This is a genomic window from Lacrimispora sp. (assembly GCF_047605665.1).
Lineage (GTDB): Bacteria > Bacillota > Clostridia > Lachnospirales > Lachnospiraceae > Lacrimispora.
Genome location: NZ_JASGFH010000016.1, coordinates 63,557 through 80,950, shown reverse-complemented (window position 1 = coordinate 80,950; position 17,394 = coordinate 63,557). Strand labels below are relative to the sequence as shown.

The window sequence follows — 17,394 nt, the reverse complement described above, 5'->3', positions numbered from 1 at the left end:
TTGCTTCTTCATGCAATTATAATCTTACACATTCTTCCCCGCCGGCATATCTTCTAAATAATATACAGCAGATCAACCTATCTGCAAAAACATCTGATTATGTAAATATGAATGCAAAATCCGCAATAAGGACCTCATCTCCCTTTTTTAAGACCACAGTCTCATTGGTTTCCAGCAGCCGTCCATTGACGCAGGTCCCATTGGTGGAATTTAAATCGCTGATCCGGTATTCTTCTCCCTCCCGGTCTATTCTGGCATGAATCCGGCTGATGGTTTCACTGCTTAAAACATAATCCACCAGCCCCTCCTGTTTCCCGATCAGATAAGGGATGTAGCTGATCCCAATATCTTCCATATCAGGAGCCGTTGCCCGCAAATACCGGATAGATTCATCTTCTGTCCTGTCTGTCAGAAGAACCGTCTGCAGTGCGGTTTCCCTCCTCACCTCTTCCTGCTTCGGTTCCTTATCCTTTTCTTTGCTCTCTTCCTCAAAAGTCATCCTCCAGTCATATTCTTCTCTCTCCTGGCGGAGGCCTAAATCCTTCATTACAGTGCGCTCCTCCTTAGAAGTTTGGGGCTCCTTTCGGGCCTTAAGTAAAACTGCACTGGCAGTAAGAACGCCTGCTCCAAGGCTTCCATACCAAAATTTCAAGATTCCTTCCATACCAAAAATCAGCCATAAAACCGCAGCGGTTCCGGCTGCCGCGGCCAATGCTGCAGCTGCTGCCGTCCACAGTCCCGGCTCCCAAAGGTTTTCTTTCTTCTTTTTATGGAGGGAATCTTCTCTCCCTGTTTCTTCCATGGAAAAATAAGGTGCTCTCAGTTCAGGAGTTTCACTGATTTTTCTGCTATCCCTGAGTGTTTCCTTTTCCTCTTCCTGCTTTTCTTTCTGTCCCCCATTCCTTCCCACAATCTCCATTAAGTCCCTTATTCCGTAATTTTCCTTGAGGCTTTCCTGATACAGGCCGTAAGCCGTCACCACACACTCCTTATCCTGGTGGTTCACCTTTCCCAGAAGGTATCTCAATAACCCGCTCATTTCCTCCGGAAATCCGCCCTGCCTTCCCGGTATGAGGCAGAGGTAAATTTCAAAGGTTTCAGGGTTTACATAAATATATTCCGGTTCCAGAAGAATCTGCTTTTCATGAAGCAGATAAGCCTCCATCCGGTCCAGCGTCTGGGCTGTTTTGTTGATCAGTTTCTTTAATTCCCCTTCCCCCAGACTGTGATATTCCAAAACCCGGTTCAAAGGCTGCTTTGAAGTGATTTCGTAGTAATAATATCTCCTGCCGTCTATCTGTTTCATCTGGAATCCCAGCAGTCCCTCTATCCGGTTTTTCTCCATCATATAGATTTCATAGCCGTCATATCCGGCATCTTCCGGTTCAATGATCAAATAGTTATGTTTCATTTCCCGCCTGTATGTAGTCTTCATCTCATTCCTCCTGATGAATCAAGGTCAGTATCCGTAAAAAATTTTCAGGGTCAAACACATCCCGTTCCAGTTCAAGGCCCCACTTTCCACCCTTTCCCGACGCCTTTACCTTCCTCCCTGTAATGGGATTTCCGGATAAGTGAATTTGAAATTCATACTGTTTCCAGGAAAAAGGAGTTCCGGCTCTATTAGAGGCCCACGAAGCAGCCTCCGAAGGCAGTTCCGTCTCATTATGGGAGAGCCGCTCTGCAGATTCCGTCAGAGCCATGGCTCCCACCACCTCATCCCGCAGACGGTATGCTGACTGAACGGAAAACAGCAGGGCCCAAAGAACCAGGGCCATGACAAAGGATGCCTCTATGGTATAACTTCCGCGCAGACCTCCCTTCATAATGCCACCAGCCCAATCCACACCGGAACCAGAAACGGCAGGAAGGCCACGGGCTTCTTCCTCACATCTCTCCCCTTCAACCGGCTGTAAAGATAAATTCCTCCGCAGACGAATCCGCTTAAAAAGGTTCCGTAAATCAACAGCTTAAGGTTTAAAACAGGGGTTAAGTAAAATCCGCTGACGGTAAAGAACCAGCCATCCCCTGATCCGATGGCTTCATCAGTCAGGCGGCTCACCATAAGAAGTCCTGCTCCTATCAGGCAGCTCAGCAGCCTTTCCATGCCAAAATCTGCCCGCAGAAAGGACAGGAAAATACCTGCCAGCCCGGCGGAGGCCAAAAGCCATACCCTTATATGCTTCTCTCTCCCGTCCTGCCAGGCTGCCAGCAGTAAGAAAACGCCGAATGCGATTTTATTTATACTTTCAAGCACAAATACACCTCCTCCCCCCCAGGGGGTCTTCTCTTTGCCCTTTTGGCAAATTCACCTCACTGTGAACAGTATGAACAGCCGCCTAAATGGCGTACCTCAGACAACGGCACCGCTTCTGCGTATGCGGCAATGGAGGAGCAGTGGGCATCGCTGTGATACCGTTCCCCTCCGGGCATAATATAAACGCTTCCGTTTTCCTGGGCAAACCTGCCGCACCGGCTGCAAGGCAGATACTTTCTGCCAGAAGCGTTGCGCACACTTTCTGCTTCCTGAAAAGAAATCTTTTTCAGATCATTGTACAGATAATGGCAGGTCCTGTCCCTGTGATATCTGGTGCTGCTTCTTCCCACGTAGACCAGCTCATCCTCTGTATCCCCTTCCTCTTTGACCCCCTCCCTGCCAATCCAGGCTCTGCGGCAGCTCCTGGCCGTCATGGGCACACTGTCCAGTCCAAAGGTGGAAAAAGGAAGCTTTACCTGGTAATTCATGACCAGGTCTATTATTTCCCCATCCCTTAAAACAGAGGAACGGGAAAAGGACACAGATTCCAGCCTTTTAAAATCCAGGTTTTTCTCCACCCGTTTTTTTACATAAAATAATACTCCCTGTTCTGTCAGTCCCTCTAAAAACTCGTCCGGAACGCCTTCCAACCCGGCTTCCTCCAGCTTTTCTCCCAGCTTAAGCTGATCCAGGACATAGGCATACTGGCTCACCTCTTCTCCGGCCTTTTCCAAAGCTGTCTGAACCTTCCGTTCCTGGTTCATCAGCTCCATGGGCATCATCAAAATCACCATGAAAAACAGGAAAAGAGGCAATGCGACAGCTGCTTCTACGGTCAGGCTCCCTTTTTCCCGGAGGCCGGAGGCGGATGATAATGCCCTCTTTACAAAAAGCCCGCATTTCACGAGAGGGACTTGTACCTGGAGAGTAACTTGTTTTTTATCTTTTTTTCCTGAAAGCTCCTTGAAAAAGGGCATCATCATCCACCTCCTTTCCTCAATATGCCTTTTCTGTCCGGACCTCCATCCGGTAATAGGGATCTCTTCCTCCGAAAAACATATGCCTTGCATTGGCCGTCCCCTTAATTTCCGCCTGATAGACGCAGTGAGCCATCCGAAAGCCCTGCTGTTTCCGGCAGATATTCATCTGAATCACATCCATCAGCCGGTATCGGTGAGTTTCTCCGTTTCCTATAAAAAGAAGGAGCTTTAAATAGCCGGAATAGCTCATTCCCTTTTCATCCCCATCTCCTCCCGGACACGTTCCTGTGCTTCCCAGCTCTAAAAGTCCGGTCAGGGATAGATTCCAGGTCTCCTTTGTCTTGACAAATGCCGCCTTTTTCCCCTCCAGCAGCATTTTTACATCTATGATGGATTCTCCCAATGCCCAGACGCTCATGATGAAAAATGCCACAACTCCTGCGAGGGGAAGCAAGCCGACAGAACCGGTAATCACGTTTGCAAGAGCCTTGGCTTCATCACGCTTTTGCCGGTCTGACAGAATGTGGATCAAATTCATGCCTTCCCTCACCATCAAAATATCTCCCACTGCCTTTTTTAAGTTTTCCTCATCCGTATTTTTCCCTGCGATTAAATACTCCAGCTCATACTTCACCTCCTTATCCTCTTCGGAAAGAAAGTCTGTAAGAAACTGATCGCAGTATTCCTGAAACAAAATCCGGTCCACCAACCCGTCCATTTCTGCCTGCCCTTCTTCCAGGGAGGCGGATGGAAATTCTGTAAAATCCAGGACTCCCTTGGATATCTCACTGCCCTCCGGAAGAACCAGATTCATAAGACCGCTTTGGACAAAGCCTTCCACCTGTTCTAAAAGCTTCTGCTTTTCCGGGTCTTTGACTCCGTTGGAATAAGGCAGCGCCGGAATACGGATTTTCTGCCATATTTCTTCTACTGATCCCCACAGTTCTTCTTCATCGGGACCGTCATCCTCTTCATCGTCGTCATCATCCCATTCTGAAATGATTTCTTCTACTTCGACGGAACGCTCCTTTGCCCGGTCTATGATCTCCTTAATCCGGGTCATCTTCTCCGGGAGGGCTTCAATTTCCCTTCTCCGCGCTCCGTCTTCATTGACATAAGACTCATAACAGGCCGTTTCCTCCCGCAGCGTGTCACGGACCTCCTGGCTTAACTCCTCCCGCGCCTGGGACATGGCAGCCTCCGTTCCCTTCAATTTCTCTTTCAACTGATCCGCCATCTTCCCATAGGCTCTCACAAGGGAAGGAATCCCGTTCATCTCCTGTTCAAGCTCTGCAGCCTTTCTCCGAAAGCCCCGCCCGTCATAATCGGACAGCTCAGAGGCGGCTTCCTGCCATAACTCTTTCTGCTTTCTCAAAGAGTCGCTGATATCCTGAAATGCCCGTTCCAGACGGACAGCCTCCTTCGTATGTCCGCTGTAGGCTCCTGATAAGTTTTTTACGGCCCCAGCTTCCTTTAACAGGGTCATCAGATTTTCCGCCCCTGTCTCATCGGTGAGATTTTCAAATATTCCATATTTCATATAGTCCAGGATATCCTGTTTTAAATACTGCCCTCCCTGATCCGTCATGCGGTAGACCTGCAGGGCCTCAGCATTTTCTATTTCCATGGAATACCAGCCGGAACTTTCCGTATAAGGTTCCATAAATTCCTTCCAGGCCTCTTCCAGTTCAGCATTGTCCTTTCCCTCCAAAAGGAAAAGGCGGTACTGGTCCCAGGCTTCCTTGTGGTATTGGCTGAACAGAGAGTCCATGGCTGAATCTGCGGCCATCTTTAAATAATACCTGGAGCCTGCGGTCCGTGCGGACTCTAAAAGTCCGCACATCAGGCTGAATATGCACATCAGCACCATGCTGAAAAACACTGTTATCTGACCGCTTTTTCTCATTAGTACACCTCTTTGGACTGACTGTTGATCTCCTTAAAAATATTATCAAGAAGAGTTGTTATCTGTTTTTTGAACATGATTACAAGTCCGATTAAAACCACCAGGATCAACACGATTTCAATCACGCCTACACCGTCTTCTTCCCTCAAAAAAGCCATTGATTCCTTTTTCAGTAATTCTCCCATCTTATCACCCCCTTTCTAGTAAAATGCCAGAAATGCAGGAACCACAATCATGACCATAACCACTCCCAGCATCAAAAGCAGGGGAAGCAGCAATTTCGTTCCCGCCTCCTCTCCCAGCTTTTTGGCCAGGTTCTTTCTCTGCTCAAAGGCGGAAACCAGCTCCAGCTCCAAAGCAGGGCGAAGCTGGCGGCTTCCATTTTTCTGGCTCTGTTCCAAAAGGGCGGAAAGCTTCAAATAAGATTGAAGCCCGCACCTTCTTCCAAACTCCCCGTAAGCCTTTCCCTCTCCCAGTCCGCTTCCTAACTGCCTCACCGTCTTTACCACTTCCTCATAGGCAGGCCGCCCTCTTTTCTTTCCCGCGCTTAAGGATTCTTCATAGCCTGCTGCCATCCGTTCCAAAGCCCCTCTGACCGTAAGCCCTGCTCCCACATAGACCACCAGCTTGGAAACCACCTCAGAGTAATCAAAAAGAAGCTGCTGCTCTCTCTCTTTGGCCTGTTTTTGCTTGTCCATTTCTTTCTTTGCATGAAGGAGGGCGGCCAGCAAAATTCCGATGATCGGTAAGAACCGGTAATCCTCATCCTTTACCAGGCTGTAGGTCAGTGTCTGCCCGTCATAAACAGCCGGAAGCAGCAGCCTGTCTTCTGTCTGCTGGCTCACATCTGCCTTATCCACCCACTTTTTAAAAGCTGCTGCCAGTTGTTCCTCCGGAGTGAGCACCGGCGGATAGACGACAACTTTATATTCATATCTGCGCTCATGAGTTCCATCTGTCAGCCAGGCACCGAGCCAGACAGGTTCTCCGGCCTCAGAAACGTCTTCATTATGAACAATCCCAAAGGAGTCAACCAACTCAGGATTTTCCGATTCCCAACTGATTTTAAACCCGTACCCGGACAGGCCGGTCTTTAAATTTAAATCGGTTCTCACCTCCTCCAAGGATTCATTTTCTCCCAGAATCTGTACCTTGAGTTCCTCTCCCAGCTTCTGAAGCAGCTCCCTGGCCTCCTGCTCCCTATACCTTCGTTCCCTTACGGGCAGGTCAACGGTTATTTCCCCGGTTCCCTCCTTCTGGTGAAAGCCTGATACGGAGAGCTCATAAGAGGTCTCCCCATTTCCCGGTCCGGCCCTTTTAAGCCCTTCCTGGGATAAATCCCCTCTGCCTTCATTAATAGCGCTCATGACGGCATATAAAATTACTCCTCCTGCCGCGCAGGCTGCCTGGGTTTTCGTGACAGGCAGCTTTGACAGTTTAAACCTGTTTTTTTCCTTTCTCTCCATTCCATGCTCCCTCCTATATCTCAATCCGCATAATTCTTCTGGCAATGACAAATGCGGCTATGTAGGCGGCCATGCAGACAGTCATGAGAATTCTTCCCACACCTGTGCCGTACATCAGATCAAAAAAGCCGGGTGAAGTCATATCAATATAAAGGACAATGAAAAAAGGGATGGCATTCATGATCTTCTGTTCAAACTGCTTGGAAGCCGTCATGGTCAAAATCTCCTGCCTCACCTGAACCTTATCCCGGATCACGGAGGCGGTCCGGCTGATGATGGAAACCAGCTCTCCTCCGCTTCGTTTTGCTGCCGCAAACACCTCTGCAAAGTTTTTCACATCGTCAAGTCCGCTTCGCCCGGCAAATTCCAAAAGGGCCTGTTCCACCGAACGGTTCATCCGGATCTGGCCTGCGATATGGCCGAATTCCATGGAAATCAGCCCTTCCTCTCCATACAGCAGATTCAATTCCCTGACTGAAGCGGAAAATGCATTTTCCACCGAATATCCGGCACTTAAAAAGGAAGATAAGAGTAAAATCCCTTCTTTAAATTCCAGATTCAGCTTTTGAAGCCTCTTTTCTTTTAATTCTCTTTTTTTAATTATGGGAAAAATAATTCCAAATGGAAGAAATATCAGAAATGCCGCCATGCTGCGGTAAAAGACATAAGCGAACAGCCCGCCTGCTGCCACGCCCTGAAATCCGTATAAACACCACTGAGCCGGTGTCAGAATATACTCATCGTATTGTAATGCCTGCTGCTTTAAGCTTTTCGGTGTTTTGAAGGCTTCCCACCTTTTTAAGGCTCCCCTGCACACCTTTTGTTCCTTCCCGGCTTTCTTCGTCTTCTTCAAACCGGAACAGGGTATTAAGCCTGATTTCTCCGTTTTCATAGCCAGCCACCTCCGCAATGGACAAAATTCTCCTGCTCTTATCCCGCAGGCGTCCTAAATGTATCAGGATATTAATGGCTGCCCCGATCTGGCTTCTGACAGCCGCAAGCGGGATGTCCGCTCCCATCAGCACCATGGTCTCCAATCTGGACAGCATATCCCTGGGACTGTTGCCGTGTCCCGTACTGAGGCTTCCGTCATGCCCTGTATTCATGGCCGATATCATGTCCAGAGCCTCCTTTCCCCTCACCTCTCCCACAATAATTCTGCTGGGGTTCATTCTCAAGGATGCCCTGATCAGGTCCCCGATGGTGATCTCCCCTTCTCCCTCTCCATTGGCTTCCCTCGTTTCAAGCCGCACCAGGTTGGGAATATGGGTGATCTGGAGCTCTGCAGAATCCTCTATGGTCACAATTCGTTCATCCTGGGGAATATAAGCTGAGAGGGCATTGAGAAAGGTGCTTTTTCCCGAATTGGTCCCGCCGCTGATGAAAATGTTATATCCGGCCTCCACAATGGATTTTAAAAAGGCTGCCGCCTCTTTGGTGACTGAGCCAAGGGCCAGAAGCCCTGCCATGGTAATGGGCTCCGGGAATTTCCTTATGGTCACCGCAGGGCCGTCTATGGCAATGGGCGGAAGCACCACATGGACTCTGGAGCCGTCCGGAAGCCTGGCATCGGCTATGGGCCTTGATACATTAACGGTGCGGTTTACCCTGCTGACGATCTGCTGTATGGTATCCTCTAACTGTTCCTGGCTGTCAAAGGACTTTTCCCACTGGGCCATATGCCCCTTTCTCTCCACAAAGATGCGGTCTGACCCATTTACCATGATTTCAGAAATCTCCCTGTCATCCACCAGCTCCTGAAGAGCCCCTAAGCGCCGGAAGGAGTCAAAGAGCCTTCCCCTGAGCCAGACCCGGTCCTTTAAAGGCAAAAAGCTGTTTTGTCCCTGACTCAAAAGGCGCCGGTCTATCATCTCATACAGCTCCTCATCACTCACCGCCTGCCTTTCATCCAGCTCTCTCATAATGTCTTCCCGGAGTCTCCTCCTCTGTTCCTCGTCCATCCCTGTCCTCCTTACGGCTGTTTCCTCAAAAGCTGCCTCGTGTAATCTCCCAGCTCTCCCCATAAAAGCTGCTCCAAGTAATTGTCCGTCCTTCCCGGATTGCAGTGGTAAGGAAGTTTCAGCTTCTGAATGCGGTTTTTTAAGGGTTCATGGCCGGAGGAAAGGAGATACTCTTCAAATTCCTCGATCTTTGCCGCGGAGACGCAGTCTTCCTTCACCGGCATATACACCACATCGCAGATTTCCAGCACCTCCAGAGCCTTTGCTCCAAACTGTCCTAAGTCTAAAATCACAGCCTCATAGGCGCTCTCTCTGGCAATCCTCTCCACCAGTTCCGCCATTGACTGAGCCGTCATCTGGAAAAGGTCCTCCGGATAACGGACCGGAGGCACATAGTCCAAATCTCCCCAGGTATAGACGAGAGAGCCTAAACGCCCCCAGTTAAATTCATTCTGGCTGTAATAATACAAAAGCTCCGATAAGCCTCCCCTGTATTCTTCTCCTGTCAGATGCTTTAATCCGGAGCAGTCCTCCAGATTCAAGTACAGCACCTTTAAATCACGGGCCATCAACTGGCCCATGGTCAGGGCGAGAGAGGTCTTTAAGCACCGGTTTACCGGGGAATAAATGCCGATGATCCGCCCTGTGCCAGACACTCCGGCAAATACCGGATCTCCTTCTGCCGAGCAGTAACAGGCCATCACTTCCCGCATCATGCTGTCTGCGGCCTGGTATTTATAAATCTGCACCGGCCCTCCTTCCTCATACTCTTCTTCCTCACCCGCCAGCCGGATCACCCTGGCTGCCCCGATCTTTTCCGCCTCCTCTGCCGAAACAGAGGAGTGGATCAGCAGCAGCTCAATCTCATGATCTTTCGCATAGGCCTTTAACCCCTGCAAAGAGGTGAACGCTTGAGCGGAAAAAGGGACCTGCCCCCTATGGCTGACATATTCAGCAAACCGTTCCCCATAAGCAGGGTCCGGGTCATAAACTGCCATCACTTTTTTTGCCAAATAAAAACCTCCTTCTAATACAGTATTATGATGTAAACCACCATTCCCAGAAACATGCACAGGCCCAGAGGGATGACCACCTCATAACCGTCTCTGGAAGAGCTGTAGTAAGCGGTAAACTTACCCGTCTGGCGTACACGCTTTACATAATCCACAAAATAGGATAACCGCTTAAACAGAATTCCCTTTGAAGCCATCTTGACAAAGGACCAGACAGCACCTATCAAAAGTCCGGGCAGAAGGGCTGCGGCCCCGGCCATGGGACCCAGGTAGGCAAAAATCAGCCCAATGACCTTAATGTCCCCCGCTCCTATCATCCTGCAGAGAAAAAGCGGAAAAAACACGGCTGCGGCGGCTGCAAATTTAAAGCAGAACAGAAACAGAATCTGCCAGAAAACAGCGCCCTTTAAAATTTCCGCCGACTTAAGCAGGTCCAGCAGAATGCCGCTTATAAATCCCGACAGCACCAGCCAGTTGGGAATCCGGTGCTCACGGACATCAAAATAAGCCCCTGCCCCTAAAATGAACAGCAAAATAACGTGTCTGACGATACGATCAATCCCCCTCTTTTTTTAAATATAAGTCCTGGAATTTTTTGCTGGAATATCAGCCTTGGAATAATAAAAATGATACCAAAGAATGTACGCAGAAAGCATACACGAATGTGCCTTTATTATGCACAAGTTACCAGCCGATGTCAACAGTTTTTTCCAAGAAATATTGTATACATCGCTTTTTCCCAAAGTCTTCCTAATTATTGGGATTTCTCTCCTGTTTTTCATATTTTGAACAAATTTTTCTTATTTTTTTGTTTTTTTACAGCATATATTACAATTTTTCACCCTGAAAACATTGACGTTCTCTGCTCCGGATGGTAGAATATAATTAGTTTATCTTTTTAAACCAAAGGAGGGATTTCACCGTTGGAGGCCCAGGATTTTAATAAACTTTTTCAGGATTGCATGCCTCTTTTTATCGCCCTGGGAGATGAGGTCCGCCTGACTATTATTTCAGCCCTTGCACGGACAGGCCTTTATGACAGCCGGGGAAATGATATGTCAGGCGCAATCAGCGGCTACACTGCTTCAGACAGACAGGGGATGAAGGTAAAAGAGATCACGGAGCAGACCAGGCTGTCACGCCCTGCCGTCTCCCATCACCTGAAAATTTTAAAAGACGCGGGCCTGATTGATGTCCGCCAGGAGGGGACAGCCAATTATTATTACCTCACCATTGGGGACAGCACGCAAAAGCTTTACTCCCTGGGACAGTTTTTACAGGGACTTTCAAACCGTATTTCATAAAATCGAAAATTATACAGGTAATTTATGAATAAAGTACCATTTTCCAGATATACTAAACCTTACAGGTATAAGAATGTCCGGACAGCCTATGGCTGATCAAGGAGGTCCTGGTATAAAAATATGAATCTGGAGATGACAATATGAAAAACGGGCTTTTAAAAAAACCTTTGGCTCCATCGGAAGAGGAATGGAATTTAAGATGCGAGATCGAACGTTCCAAAACCGCTATCGATGCCGCCAGAAATCACTTTGAGCAGGTTGTAGACCCAACCTTAATCGACTGTTACATTTACGAGCTTAACGCAGCCCAACTGCGTTATCAGTTCCTCCTTCGCCGCTTTAAGAGCAGGGAGGTATAAAGTACATCACTAGAAACCGGAGGATAAGTATATGAGCAAGTGGTATGAAGGGGGAGTGTTTTATCACATCTATCCCCTGGGACTTGTGGGAGCACCGAAGGAAAACAGAGGAGACTCTGTCACCGACCATTTTGGAGAGCTGGAACAATGGATTCCCCATATCCGTTCTCTTGGGTGCAATGCGATCTACATCGGGCCACTGTTTGAATCCTCTACCCACGGATACGATACCCGCGATTACCGGATGGTGGACCGCCGCCTGGGAAGCCAGGAGGGCTTTTTAAAATTTACAGCCCTCTGCCACGAGGCAGGAATCAAGGTGGTGGTAGACGGTGTGTTCAACCATACCGGAAGAGATTTTTTTGCGTTTCAGGACATTGTTAAAAACAGAGAGCAGTCTCCTTATAAGGACTGGTATAAGGGAGTCAATTTCGGAGGAAGCAGCCCCCTTGGGGATTCCTTTGGATACGAGGCCTGGCAGGGGCATTATGAACTTCCCTGTCTCAACCTCCATCACCCCATGGTAAGGCAGTATTTATTCGATACCGTAAATTTCTGGATTCAGACCTTTGGTATCGACGGCATCCGGTTAGACTGCGCCAATGTTCTGGATTTTGGATTTATGAATGAACTGCGAAAAGAGACTGACCGTATGAAGGAAGACTTCTGGCTCATGGGCGAGGTCATCCACGGAGATTACGGCAGGTGGGTCAACGATTCCACGCTCCACTCTGTCACCAATTACGAACTACATAAGAGCATTTATTCCGGTCACAACGATCACAACTACTTTGAAATTGCCCACAACGTAAAACGGCTTGACCCCATAGGGCTTTGGCTTTATACCTTTGTGGACAATCACGACGAGGACCGGATCGCCAGCAAGCTGCAAAACCCAGAGCATTTATATCCGGTTTATACGTTATTATTTACCCTTCCGGGCATTCCGTCTGTCTATTATGGCAGTGAATTCGGAATAGAAGGAAAAAGGACCAATTGGGATGACTTTGCCCTTCGCCCTGCCATTTCCCTTTCAGACAGGGAGGCAAAATCCAATTCTCTGTCGGGTTTCATAGGCAGGCTGGGACAGATTCATAAGGAAAATCCCCATTTTCACGGAGGGCGGTATCAGGAGCTGCTTCTCACCAACAGGCAGTACGCCTTTGCCAGATTTTACGAGGGACAAGCCCTTGTCACAGCAGTCAACAACGATGACAGGGAAGCATTTGTGCAGATCGCGTGTCCGTCACAAGGGGACATTGCCGTAGATCTTCTAAGCGGGGAAGAGTACCCCGTTAAAGATCAGAAAATCCAGTTAACCATTCCGGCAAACCGGGGTGTCATATTAAAAATTATGGAGGGGTGAGCATATGGCAGAGAAGAAAAAGGAAATCGGAACAGGTTTTATTACGGAAGTAGACCGGTATCTTTACAACAATGGAAGGCATTACGAGATTTATGAAAAGCTGGGAGCTCATCCGAAAACCTATGAAGGAAAAGATGGGATGTATTTTGCAGTCTGGGCTCCTCACGCAGAACAGGCAGGGGTTGCAGGCGACTTTAACGGCTGGAATCCGGACACCACTCCCATGGAACTGCTGGCTGACTCCGGAATCTGGGAAGCCTTTGTTCCAGGCGTGGGCGTTGGAGAGCTTTATAAGTTTGCCATTACCACAAAGAGCGGAAAGATTCTTTTTAAAGCCGATCCCTATGCAGCCCAGGGAGAGTACCGTCCCCAGACAGCTTCTGTTACGGCTGATTTATCCGGATTTAAATGGAAGGATGGCCCCTGGCTGGAAAAGCGGAAGGCAAACGCCCTGTTAGAAGGGCCTGTCAGCATTTATGAAGTCCACTTAGGTTCCTGGAAGAAGAAAAGCAGGGAAGAAAAAGACGGGTTTTACACCTACGTGGAAGCGGCTCACGAGCTGGCGGATTACATATCAGAAATGGGATATACCCATGTGGAATTGATGGGAATTGCAGAGCATCCTTATGACGGCTCCTGGGGCTATCAGGTGACAGGCTATTTCGCCCCTACCTCCAGATATGGGACGCCGGAGGAGTTCATGTACTTTGTGGATTACATGCACAGAAAAGGGATCGGAGTCATCTTAGACTGGGTTCCCGCTCATTTTCCAAGGGATGCACACGGGCTGGCTGACTTTGACGGAGAAGCCTGCTATGAATACGCTGATCCGAGAAAGGGAGAGCATCCGGACTGGGGAACCAAGGTGTTTGACTACAGCAAATCAGAAGTCAGCAACTTCCTCATCGCAAACGCACTTTACTGGGTAGAAAAATTCCATGTGGACGGACTCCGGGTGGATGCGGTGGCCTCCATGCTCTATTTAGACTATGGAAGAGACAACGGAAACTGGGTTCCCAACAGCAGGGGCGGCAATGAAAACCTGGAAGCCATTGAATTTTTCAAGCACTTAAACAGCGTGATGAAGGAGCGGGGAAACGGCGCCATGGTCATTGCAGAGGAGTCCACAGCATGGCCCAAGGTTACGGGAGAGCCCAAGGAAGACGGACTCGGCTTTACCTTCAAATGGAACATGGGCTGGATGCACGATTTCCTGGAATACATGAAGCTGGACCCCTATTTCCGCAAATTCAACCACGATAAAATGACCTTCGGGCTTTCCTATTTTACCAGCGAAAAATACATTCTGGTGCTGTCCCATGATGAGGTCGTTCATTTGAAATGCTCCATGATCAATAAGATGCCGGGGCTTTTAGAGGATAAATTCTCAAACTTAAAGCTGGGCTACACCTTTATGCTGGGGCATCCGGGCAAAAAGCTCTTGTTCATGGGACAGGATTTCGGACAGTTCCACGAATGGGATGAAAAGACGGCTCTGGACTGGTATCTGGCCGATGAGCCTCTGGGAAAAGAGCTTAAGGAATATGTGAGCGATCTTCTCCATCTCTATAAAAAGCATCCGGCTCTTTATGAAAATGACTACGACTGGAACGGTTTCTCCTGGGTCAATGCAAACGACAGCGAACACAGCATTTTCAGCTTCATCCGGTACGGCAAAAACGGCAAAAACAATCTGCTGTTTGTATTAAACTTCACTCCTGTGGCTTATCCGGACTTCCGTGTAGGCGTTCCGAAACGGGGCAATTTCACCCTTGTTTTAAATGAGAGCCACGGACTGTACAAACGGGGAGAAAAAGCCCCTGTCTTCCGTTCCGCACAAAAGGAATGGGATGGACAGGAATACTCCTTTGCTTACTCCCTTCCCGCCTATGGAGCAGCGGTTTTCCGGTTTTAATTCCAGGTCATAAGCAGCCTTTCAGACTTTGATAAAAATTTAACTATACATTTTACAGGAGTTGTAGTAATATATAGGTACAAGTCAATGCATTGCTTGCTTTAAACTTATGGTATGGAAGGAGAGAGGTTTTTATGGCAGCAGAATTAATTGTGACAACTGCAACAAAAAAGGTCTTTCGCGATGGAGATAAAGCGCTGAAGGTTTTTAACGCGGATTTCCCGAAAGCAGAGGTTTTAAACGAGGCCCTGATTACCGCCCGTGTGGAAGAGGTGGGCGGAGTTAACGTTCCAAAAGTGTTGGAAGTCAGTGTCTTTGAAGGAAAGTGGGCCATCACCTTTGATTTCATCGAAGGCAAGACCCTCCAGCAGCTCATGGATGAAAACCCTGAAAAGTTACCGGAATACATGGAAAAGATGGTGGACCTTCACTTGAGCATCATGTCAAAACAGTGTCCTCTTCTCAATAAGCTGAAGGATAAGATGTCACGCCAGATCATGGATACAGAAGTATTGGACGATGTGACCGTGTACGATATGCGGACACAGCTCGACAGCATGCCAAAGCATACAAAGCTGTGCCATGGGGACTTTAATCCGACCAATATCATTGTAAAGGATGACGGAACCATGTTCGTCCTGGACTGGGTACATGCCACCCAGGGCAATGCCAGCGCCGATGTGGCCAGAACCTACTTGCTCTTCTGCCTCCAGGATCAGAACAAGGCCGATATGTATATGGACCTCTTCTGTAAAAAGACGGGAACAGCAAAAAAGTACGTTCAGAAATGGCTTCCCATCGTTGCAGCAGCCCAGTTATCCAAGAAAAGGCCTCAGGAAGCACAATTACTGCAGCAGTGGGCCAATGTCTGCGATTACCAGTAAAGATAAAATCAGTACATATAACAAAAATGGTATCCCAAAAGCCGCAATCTGGCTTGGGATACCATTTTTTCTGTTTTATTTCTGTTCCCTTTTGGACATGACCTCATGTTCCTTCACGAGCTCCTGGTACAGATCATAAAGCTTCCATTTGCAGTTGGTGTCGGTCACCACTGCCTTTAAAGCGATACGCTCCACGCCTGCCCGCCGCAGGCTCATCAAAAACTCATCCAGCCTCGCATTGGAAAAGTTCTTCATGACCAGAACCTCTTCCTTAACAGGCGGACACACCTCTGCTTCCTGTTCCTCAAACCCTTCAAGGCCTGCCAGATAGCCTACGGTCTGTCCCATCTGCTCCTGGGAAATATTTTTAATCCGGATGCCCATGCGCACCAGCACTGCCTTCATCTTAGCAGCCTTTGTATCGTTGCCCTTCTGCTTGTCCGATTCCGGCTGATAGTACAGAACCATCTCTTTTCCTGCTGCCACTTCTGTCCCTCCTGTTCCTGCTCAGATTATAACAGGTTTTTCCTCAATTCTTCCCCGCTTAAGGAGCTTAAATACGCCGGAGCGATATCAAAAACCGTCTTGCAGCCCTGCTGTCCCTCCTGATTTAAGCGGTATGCGGCTCTGGCATAAGCTGCCAGCACGGAAGCCGTAAACTCCGGGTTAGAATCCAGCTTCAAGCTGTATTCGATCACATGGCTGTTCTCATCCTCCCAGCCGGTTGTCCCGGTTCTGATGACAAATCCGCCGTGGGGAATGCCCTTGTGATCCCGCATCAGCTCTTCCCCTGTAATAAACTGAACCGTTGTATCATAATCGGCAAAATAATTTGGCATGGTCACGATCTCTTCTCTGATCCGGTCTAAATCAGCCCCTTCTTCTGCCACCACAAAGCACTCACGGGTGTGTTTCTGTCTGGTGGTCAGCTCTGGGTTACTTCCGTTTCTCACCGCTTTTAACGCTTCTTCCACCGGAACCGTATACTGTCTGGCATCCTTAACACCGGAAATTCTGCGGATGGCATCGGAATGGCCCTGGCTGACGCCCTTGCCCCAGAAAGTATAATCGCTGCCTCCCGGCAAAACAGCTCCTGCGTACAGGCGGTTTAAAGAAAACATGCCTGGGTCCCATCCTGCGGATATGACTGCCACCTTTTTCCCCTTCCCGGCAGCCTCGTCCACCGCTTCAAAATGCTGGGGGATTTTGGCATGGGTATCAAAGCTGTCAACCAGATTGAAATGCTCTGCCAGCTCTTTCGTCTGCACCGGAAGGTCTGAAGCGCTTCCGCCGCACAGAATCAGCACATCAACAGAGTCCTTAAAAGAGAGAATTTCCTCATAGGAACACACCGTGGCACCCGGTGTCAGCACCTTTAAAGACTCCGGATTTCTCCTTGTAAATACTGCGGTAAGCTCTAAGTCCGGGTTATGCCGGATGGCACACTCCACGCCTCTTCCCAGGTTTCCATAGCCTACAATACCGATTTTTATTGTCATATCTTAAGCCGCCTTTCCAGAAAATTTTTCGTTTTTTATTATAACTCCAAAAAGAGCCATGTGTAAATCCTGTTTTGAAAATACTTTTGCATGCCCAGGAAAGAGGCAGTCTCAAATGTTCTGTTTAAAACATCAAAAAAAGCTGATGTTCCGGCAGATATGTCTTTGCCTTTCCAACAGCTTCTTCCTTTTAACTATGCCATTGCTACTGCATCCGGTATTTCCAGGGTCGTAGTCTCATACTTATCCAGAATCACCTTCTGAATCATATCACGGGTTCCTGAATTTATGGGATGGGCAATATCCCGGTATTCTCCATCGGCCGCTTTGCGGCTTGGCATGGCGATGAATAAACCATTTTCCCCCTCAATCACCTTAATATCATGGATAACAAATTCGTTATCTAAAGTAATGGATACAATGGCCTTCATCTTTCCTTCTTTTTCAATCCGTCTCACTCTCACGTCTGTAATCTGCATGTTAA

The 17,394-nt window shown here is 48.4% G+C and carries 19 protein-coding genes; 5 read left to right on the top strand and 14 right to left on the bottom strand.

Annotation, left to right across the window (positions count from 1 at the left end; all coding sequences use genetic code 11):
- Window positions 1-97 precede the first annotated feature (97 nt).
- The 11 genes from QM657_RS13920 to QM657_RS13870 are packed head-to-tail and all read right to left on the bottom strand — an operon-like array spanning window position 98 to window position 10,116.
- The gene (locus QM657_RS13920) at window positions 98-1,435 is read right to left on the bottom strand and encodes a DUF6382 domain-containing protein (protein ID WP_415067302.1); all 1,338 of its coding nucleotides are present in this window, start codon (window positions 1,433-1,435) and stop codon (window positions 98-100) included.
- A gap of 1 nt (window position 1,436) precedes the next feature.
- Window positions 1,437-1,847, bottom strand: a complete 411-nt coding sequence (locus tag QM657_RS13915) for a hypothetical protein (RefSeq protein WP_415067301.1) — start codon at window positions 1,845-1,847, stop codon at window positions 1,437-1,439.
- Window positions 1,823-2,257, bottom strand: a complete 435-nt coding sequence (locus QM657_RS13910) for a prepilin peptidase (protein WP_415067300.1) — start codon at window positions 2,255-2,257, stop codon at window positions 1,823-1,825. Before QM657_RS13910 ends, QM657_RS13915 begins: the two co-directional genes overlap by 25 nt.
- A gap of 56 nt (window positions 2,258-2,313) precedes the next feature.
- Window positions 2,314-3,240 carry a TadE/TadG family type IV pilus assembly protein gene (locus tag QM657_RS13905; protein ID WP_415067299.1) on the bottom strand — a complete coding sequence of 309 codons (927 nt, stop codon included), beginning with the start codon at window positions 3,238-3,240 and terminating at the stop codon, window positions 2,314-2,316.
- 13 nt (window positions 3,241-3,253) lie between these two features.
- Window positions 3,254-5,143 (bottom strand): DUF5702 domain-containing protein, encoded by a 1,890-nt coding sequence (locus tag QM657_RS13900; protein WP_415067298.1) that lies wholly within the window; start codon window positions 5,141-5,143, stop codon window positions 3,254-3,256.
- Window positions 5,143-5,328: a Flp1 family type IVb pilin gene (locus QM657_RS13895; protein ID WP_415067297.1), complete on the bottom strand. Its 186-nt coding sequence runs from the start codon at window positions 5,326-5,328 to the stop codon at window positions 5,143-5,145. The genes QM657_RS13900 and QM657_RS13895 overlap by 1 nt, the downstream gene beginning before the upstream one ends.
- Window positions 5,329-5,343: 15 nt before the next feature.
- Window positions 5,344-6,609, bottom strand: coding sequence for an immunoglobulin-like domain-containing protein (locus tag QM657_RS13890; RefSeq protein ID WP_415067296.1), 1,266 nt, complete (start codon window positions 6,607-6,609; stop codon window positions 5,344-5,346).
- Between the two features lie 13 nt (window positions 6,610-6,622).
- Entirely contained in the window at window positions 6,623-7,462 is an 840-nt protein-coding gene (locus QM657_RS13885; RefSeq protein WP_415067295.1) for a type II secretion system F family protein, read from the bottom strand.
- On the bottom strand, window positions 7,347-8,570 hold the full coding sequence (locus QM657_RS13880) for a CpaF family protein (protein ID WP_415067294.1): 1,224 nt from the start codon (window positions 8,568-8,570) through the stop codon (window positions 7,347-7,349). The genes QM657_RS13885 and QM657_RS13880 overlap by 116 nt, the downstream gene beginning before the upstream one ends.
- Window positions 8,571-8,581: 11 nt before the next feature.
- Complete coding sequence (locus tag QM657_RS13875) at window positions 8,582-9,568, bottom strand: hypothetical protein (protein ID WP_415067333.1); 987 nt, start codon at window positions 9,566-9,568, stop codon at window positions 8,582-8,584.
- 29 nt (window positions 9,569-9,597) lie between these two features.
- Window positions 9,598-10,116, bottom strand: a complete 519-nt coding sequence (locus tag QM657_RS13870; protein ID WP_415067293.1) for a prepilin peptidase — start codon at window positions 10,114-10,116, stop codon at window positions 9,598-9,600.
- A 429-nt stretch (window positions 10,117-10,545) separates the two neighbouring features.
- Here QM657_RS13870 and QM657_RS13865 point away from each other — a divergent pair, with 429 nt between their 5' ends.
- From QM657_RS13865 to QM657_RS13845, 5 genes are all read left to right on the top strand, one after another.
- Entirely contained in the window at window positions 10,546-10,887 is a 342-nt protein-coding gene (locus tag QM657_RS13865) for an ArsR/SmtB family transcription factor (RefSeq protein WP_415067292.1), read from the top strand.
- Window positions 10,888-11,027: 140 nt separating this feature from the next.
- Window positions 11,028-11,246 (top strand): YaaL family protein, encoded by a 219-nt coding sequence (locus QM657_RS13860; protein WP_415067291.1) that lies wholly within the window; start codon window positions 11,028-11,030, stop codon window positions 11,244-11,246.
- Window positions 11,247-11,277: 31 nt separating this feature from the next.
- Window positions 11,278-12,612, top strand: coding sequence for an alpha-amylase family glycosyl hydrolase (locus tag QM657_RS13855; RefSeq protein WP_415067290.1), 1,335 nt, complete (start codon window positions 11,278-11,280; stop codon window positions 12,610-12,612).
- A 4-nt stretch (window positions 12,613-12,616) separates the two neighbouring features.
- Entirely contained in the window at window positions 12,617-14,527 is a 1,911-nt protein-coding gene (glgB, locus tag QM657_RS13850; RefSeq protein ID WP_415067289.1) for a 1,4-alpha-glucan branching protein GlgB, read from the top strand.
- Window positions 14,528-14,661: 134 nt separating this feature from the next.
- On the top strand, window positions 14,662-15,411 hold the full coding sequence (locus tag QM657_RS13845) for a phosphotransferase family protein (protein WP_415067288.1): 750 nt from the start codon (window positions 14,662-14,664) through the stop codon (window positions 15,409-15,411).
- A gap of 75 nt (window positions 15,412-15,486) precedes the next feature.
- Here QM657_RS13845 and QM657_RS13840 read toward each other — a convergent pair whose 3' ends face one another.
- From QM657_RS13840 to spoVG, 3 genes are all read right to left on the bottom strand, one after another.
- Window positions 15,487-15,897, bottom strand: a complete 411-nt coding sequence (locus QM657_RS13840; RefSeq protein WP_415067287.1) for a DUF3783 domain-containing protein — start codon at window positions 15,895-15,897, stop codon at window positions 15,487-15,489.
- 26 nt (window positions 15,898-15,923) lie between these two features.
- Window positions 15,924-16,910, bottom strand: coding sequence for a diaminopimelate dehydrogenase (locus QM657_RS13835; RefSeq protein WP_415067286.1), 987 nt, complete (start codon window positions 16,908-16,910; stop codon window positions 15,924-15,926).
- Window positions 16,911-17,104: 194 nt separating this feature from the next.
- Window positions 17,105-17,389, bottom strand: coding sequence for a septation regulator SpoVG (gene spoVG, locus QM657_RS13830; RefSeq protein WP_415067285.1), 285 nt, complete (start codon window positions 17,387-17,389; stop codon window positions 17,105-17,107).
- Window positions 17,390-17,394: the final 5 nt, after the last annotated feature.

Coding starts and splice junctions, on each gene's coding strand:
- QM657_RS13920 (WP_415067302.1), bottom strand. CDS start 1,435: ATGAAGACTACATACAGGCGGGAAATGAAACATAACTATTTGATCATT.
- QM657_RS13835 (WP_415067286.1), bottom strand. CDS start 16,910: ATGACAATAAAAATCGGTATTGTAGGCTATGGAAACCTGGGAAGAGGC.
- glgB (WP_415067289.1), top strand. CDS start 12,617: ATGGCAGAGAAGAAAAAGGAAATCGGAACAGGTTTTATTACGGAAGTA.
- QM657_RS13855 (WP_415067290.1), top strand. CDS start 11,278: ATGAGCAAGTGGTATGAAGGGGGAGTGTTTTATCACATCTATCCCCTG.
- QM657_RS13865 (WP_415067292.1), top strand. CDS start 10,546: ATGCCTCTTTTTATCGCCCTGGGAGATGAGGTCCGCCTGACTATTATT.
- QM657_RS13890 (WP_415067296.1), bottom strand. CDS start 6,609: ATGGAGAGAAAGGAAAAAAACAGGTTTAAACTGTCAAAGCTGCCTGTC.
- QM657_RS13880 (WP_415067294.1), bottom strand. CDS start 8,570: ATGGACGAGGAACAGAGGAGGAGACTCCGGGAAGACATTATGAGAGAG.
- spoVG (WP_415067285.1), bottom strand. CDS start 17,389: ATGCAGATTACAGACGTGAGAGTGAGACGGATTGAAAAAGAAGGAAAG.
- QM657_RS13860 (WP_415067291.1), top strand. CDS start 11,028: ATGAAAAACGGGCTTTTAAAAAAACCTTTGGCTCCATCGGAAGAGGAA.
- QM657_RS13895 (WP_415067297.1), bottom strand. CDS start 5,328: ATGGGAGAATTACTGAAAAAGGAATCAATGGCTTTTTTGAGGGAAGAA.
- QM657_RS13845 (WP_415067288.1), top strand. CDS start 14,662: ATGGCAGCAGAATTAATTGTGACAACTGCAACAAAAAAGGTCTTTCGC.
- QM657_RS13900 (WP_415067298.1), bottom strand. CDS start 5,143: ATGAGAAAAAGCGGTCAGATAACAGTGTTTTTCAGCATGGTGCTGATG.
- QM657_RS13905 (WP_415067299.1), bottom strand. CDS start 3,240: ATGATGATGCCCTTTTTCAAGGAGCTTTCAGGAAAAAAAGATAAAAAA.
- QM657_RS13875 (WP_415067333.1), bottom strand. CDS start 9,568: ATGGCAGTTTATGACCCGGACCCTGCTTATGGGGAACGGTTTGCTGAA.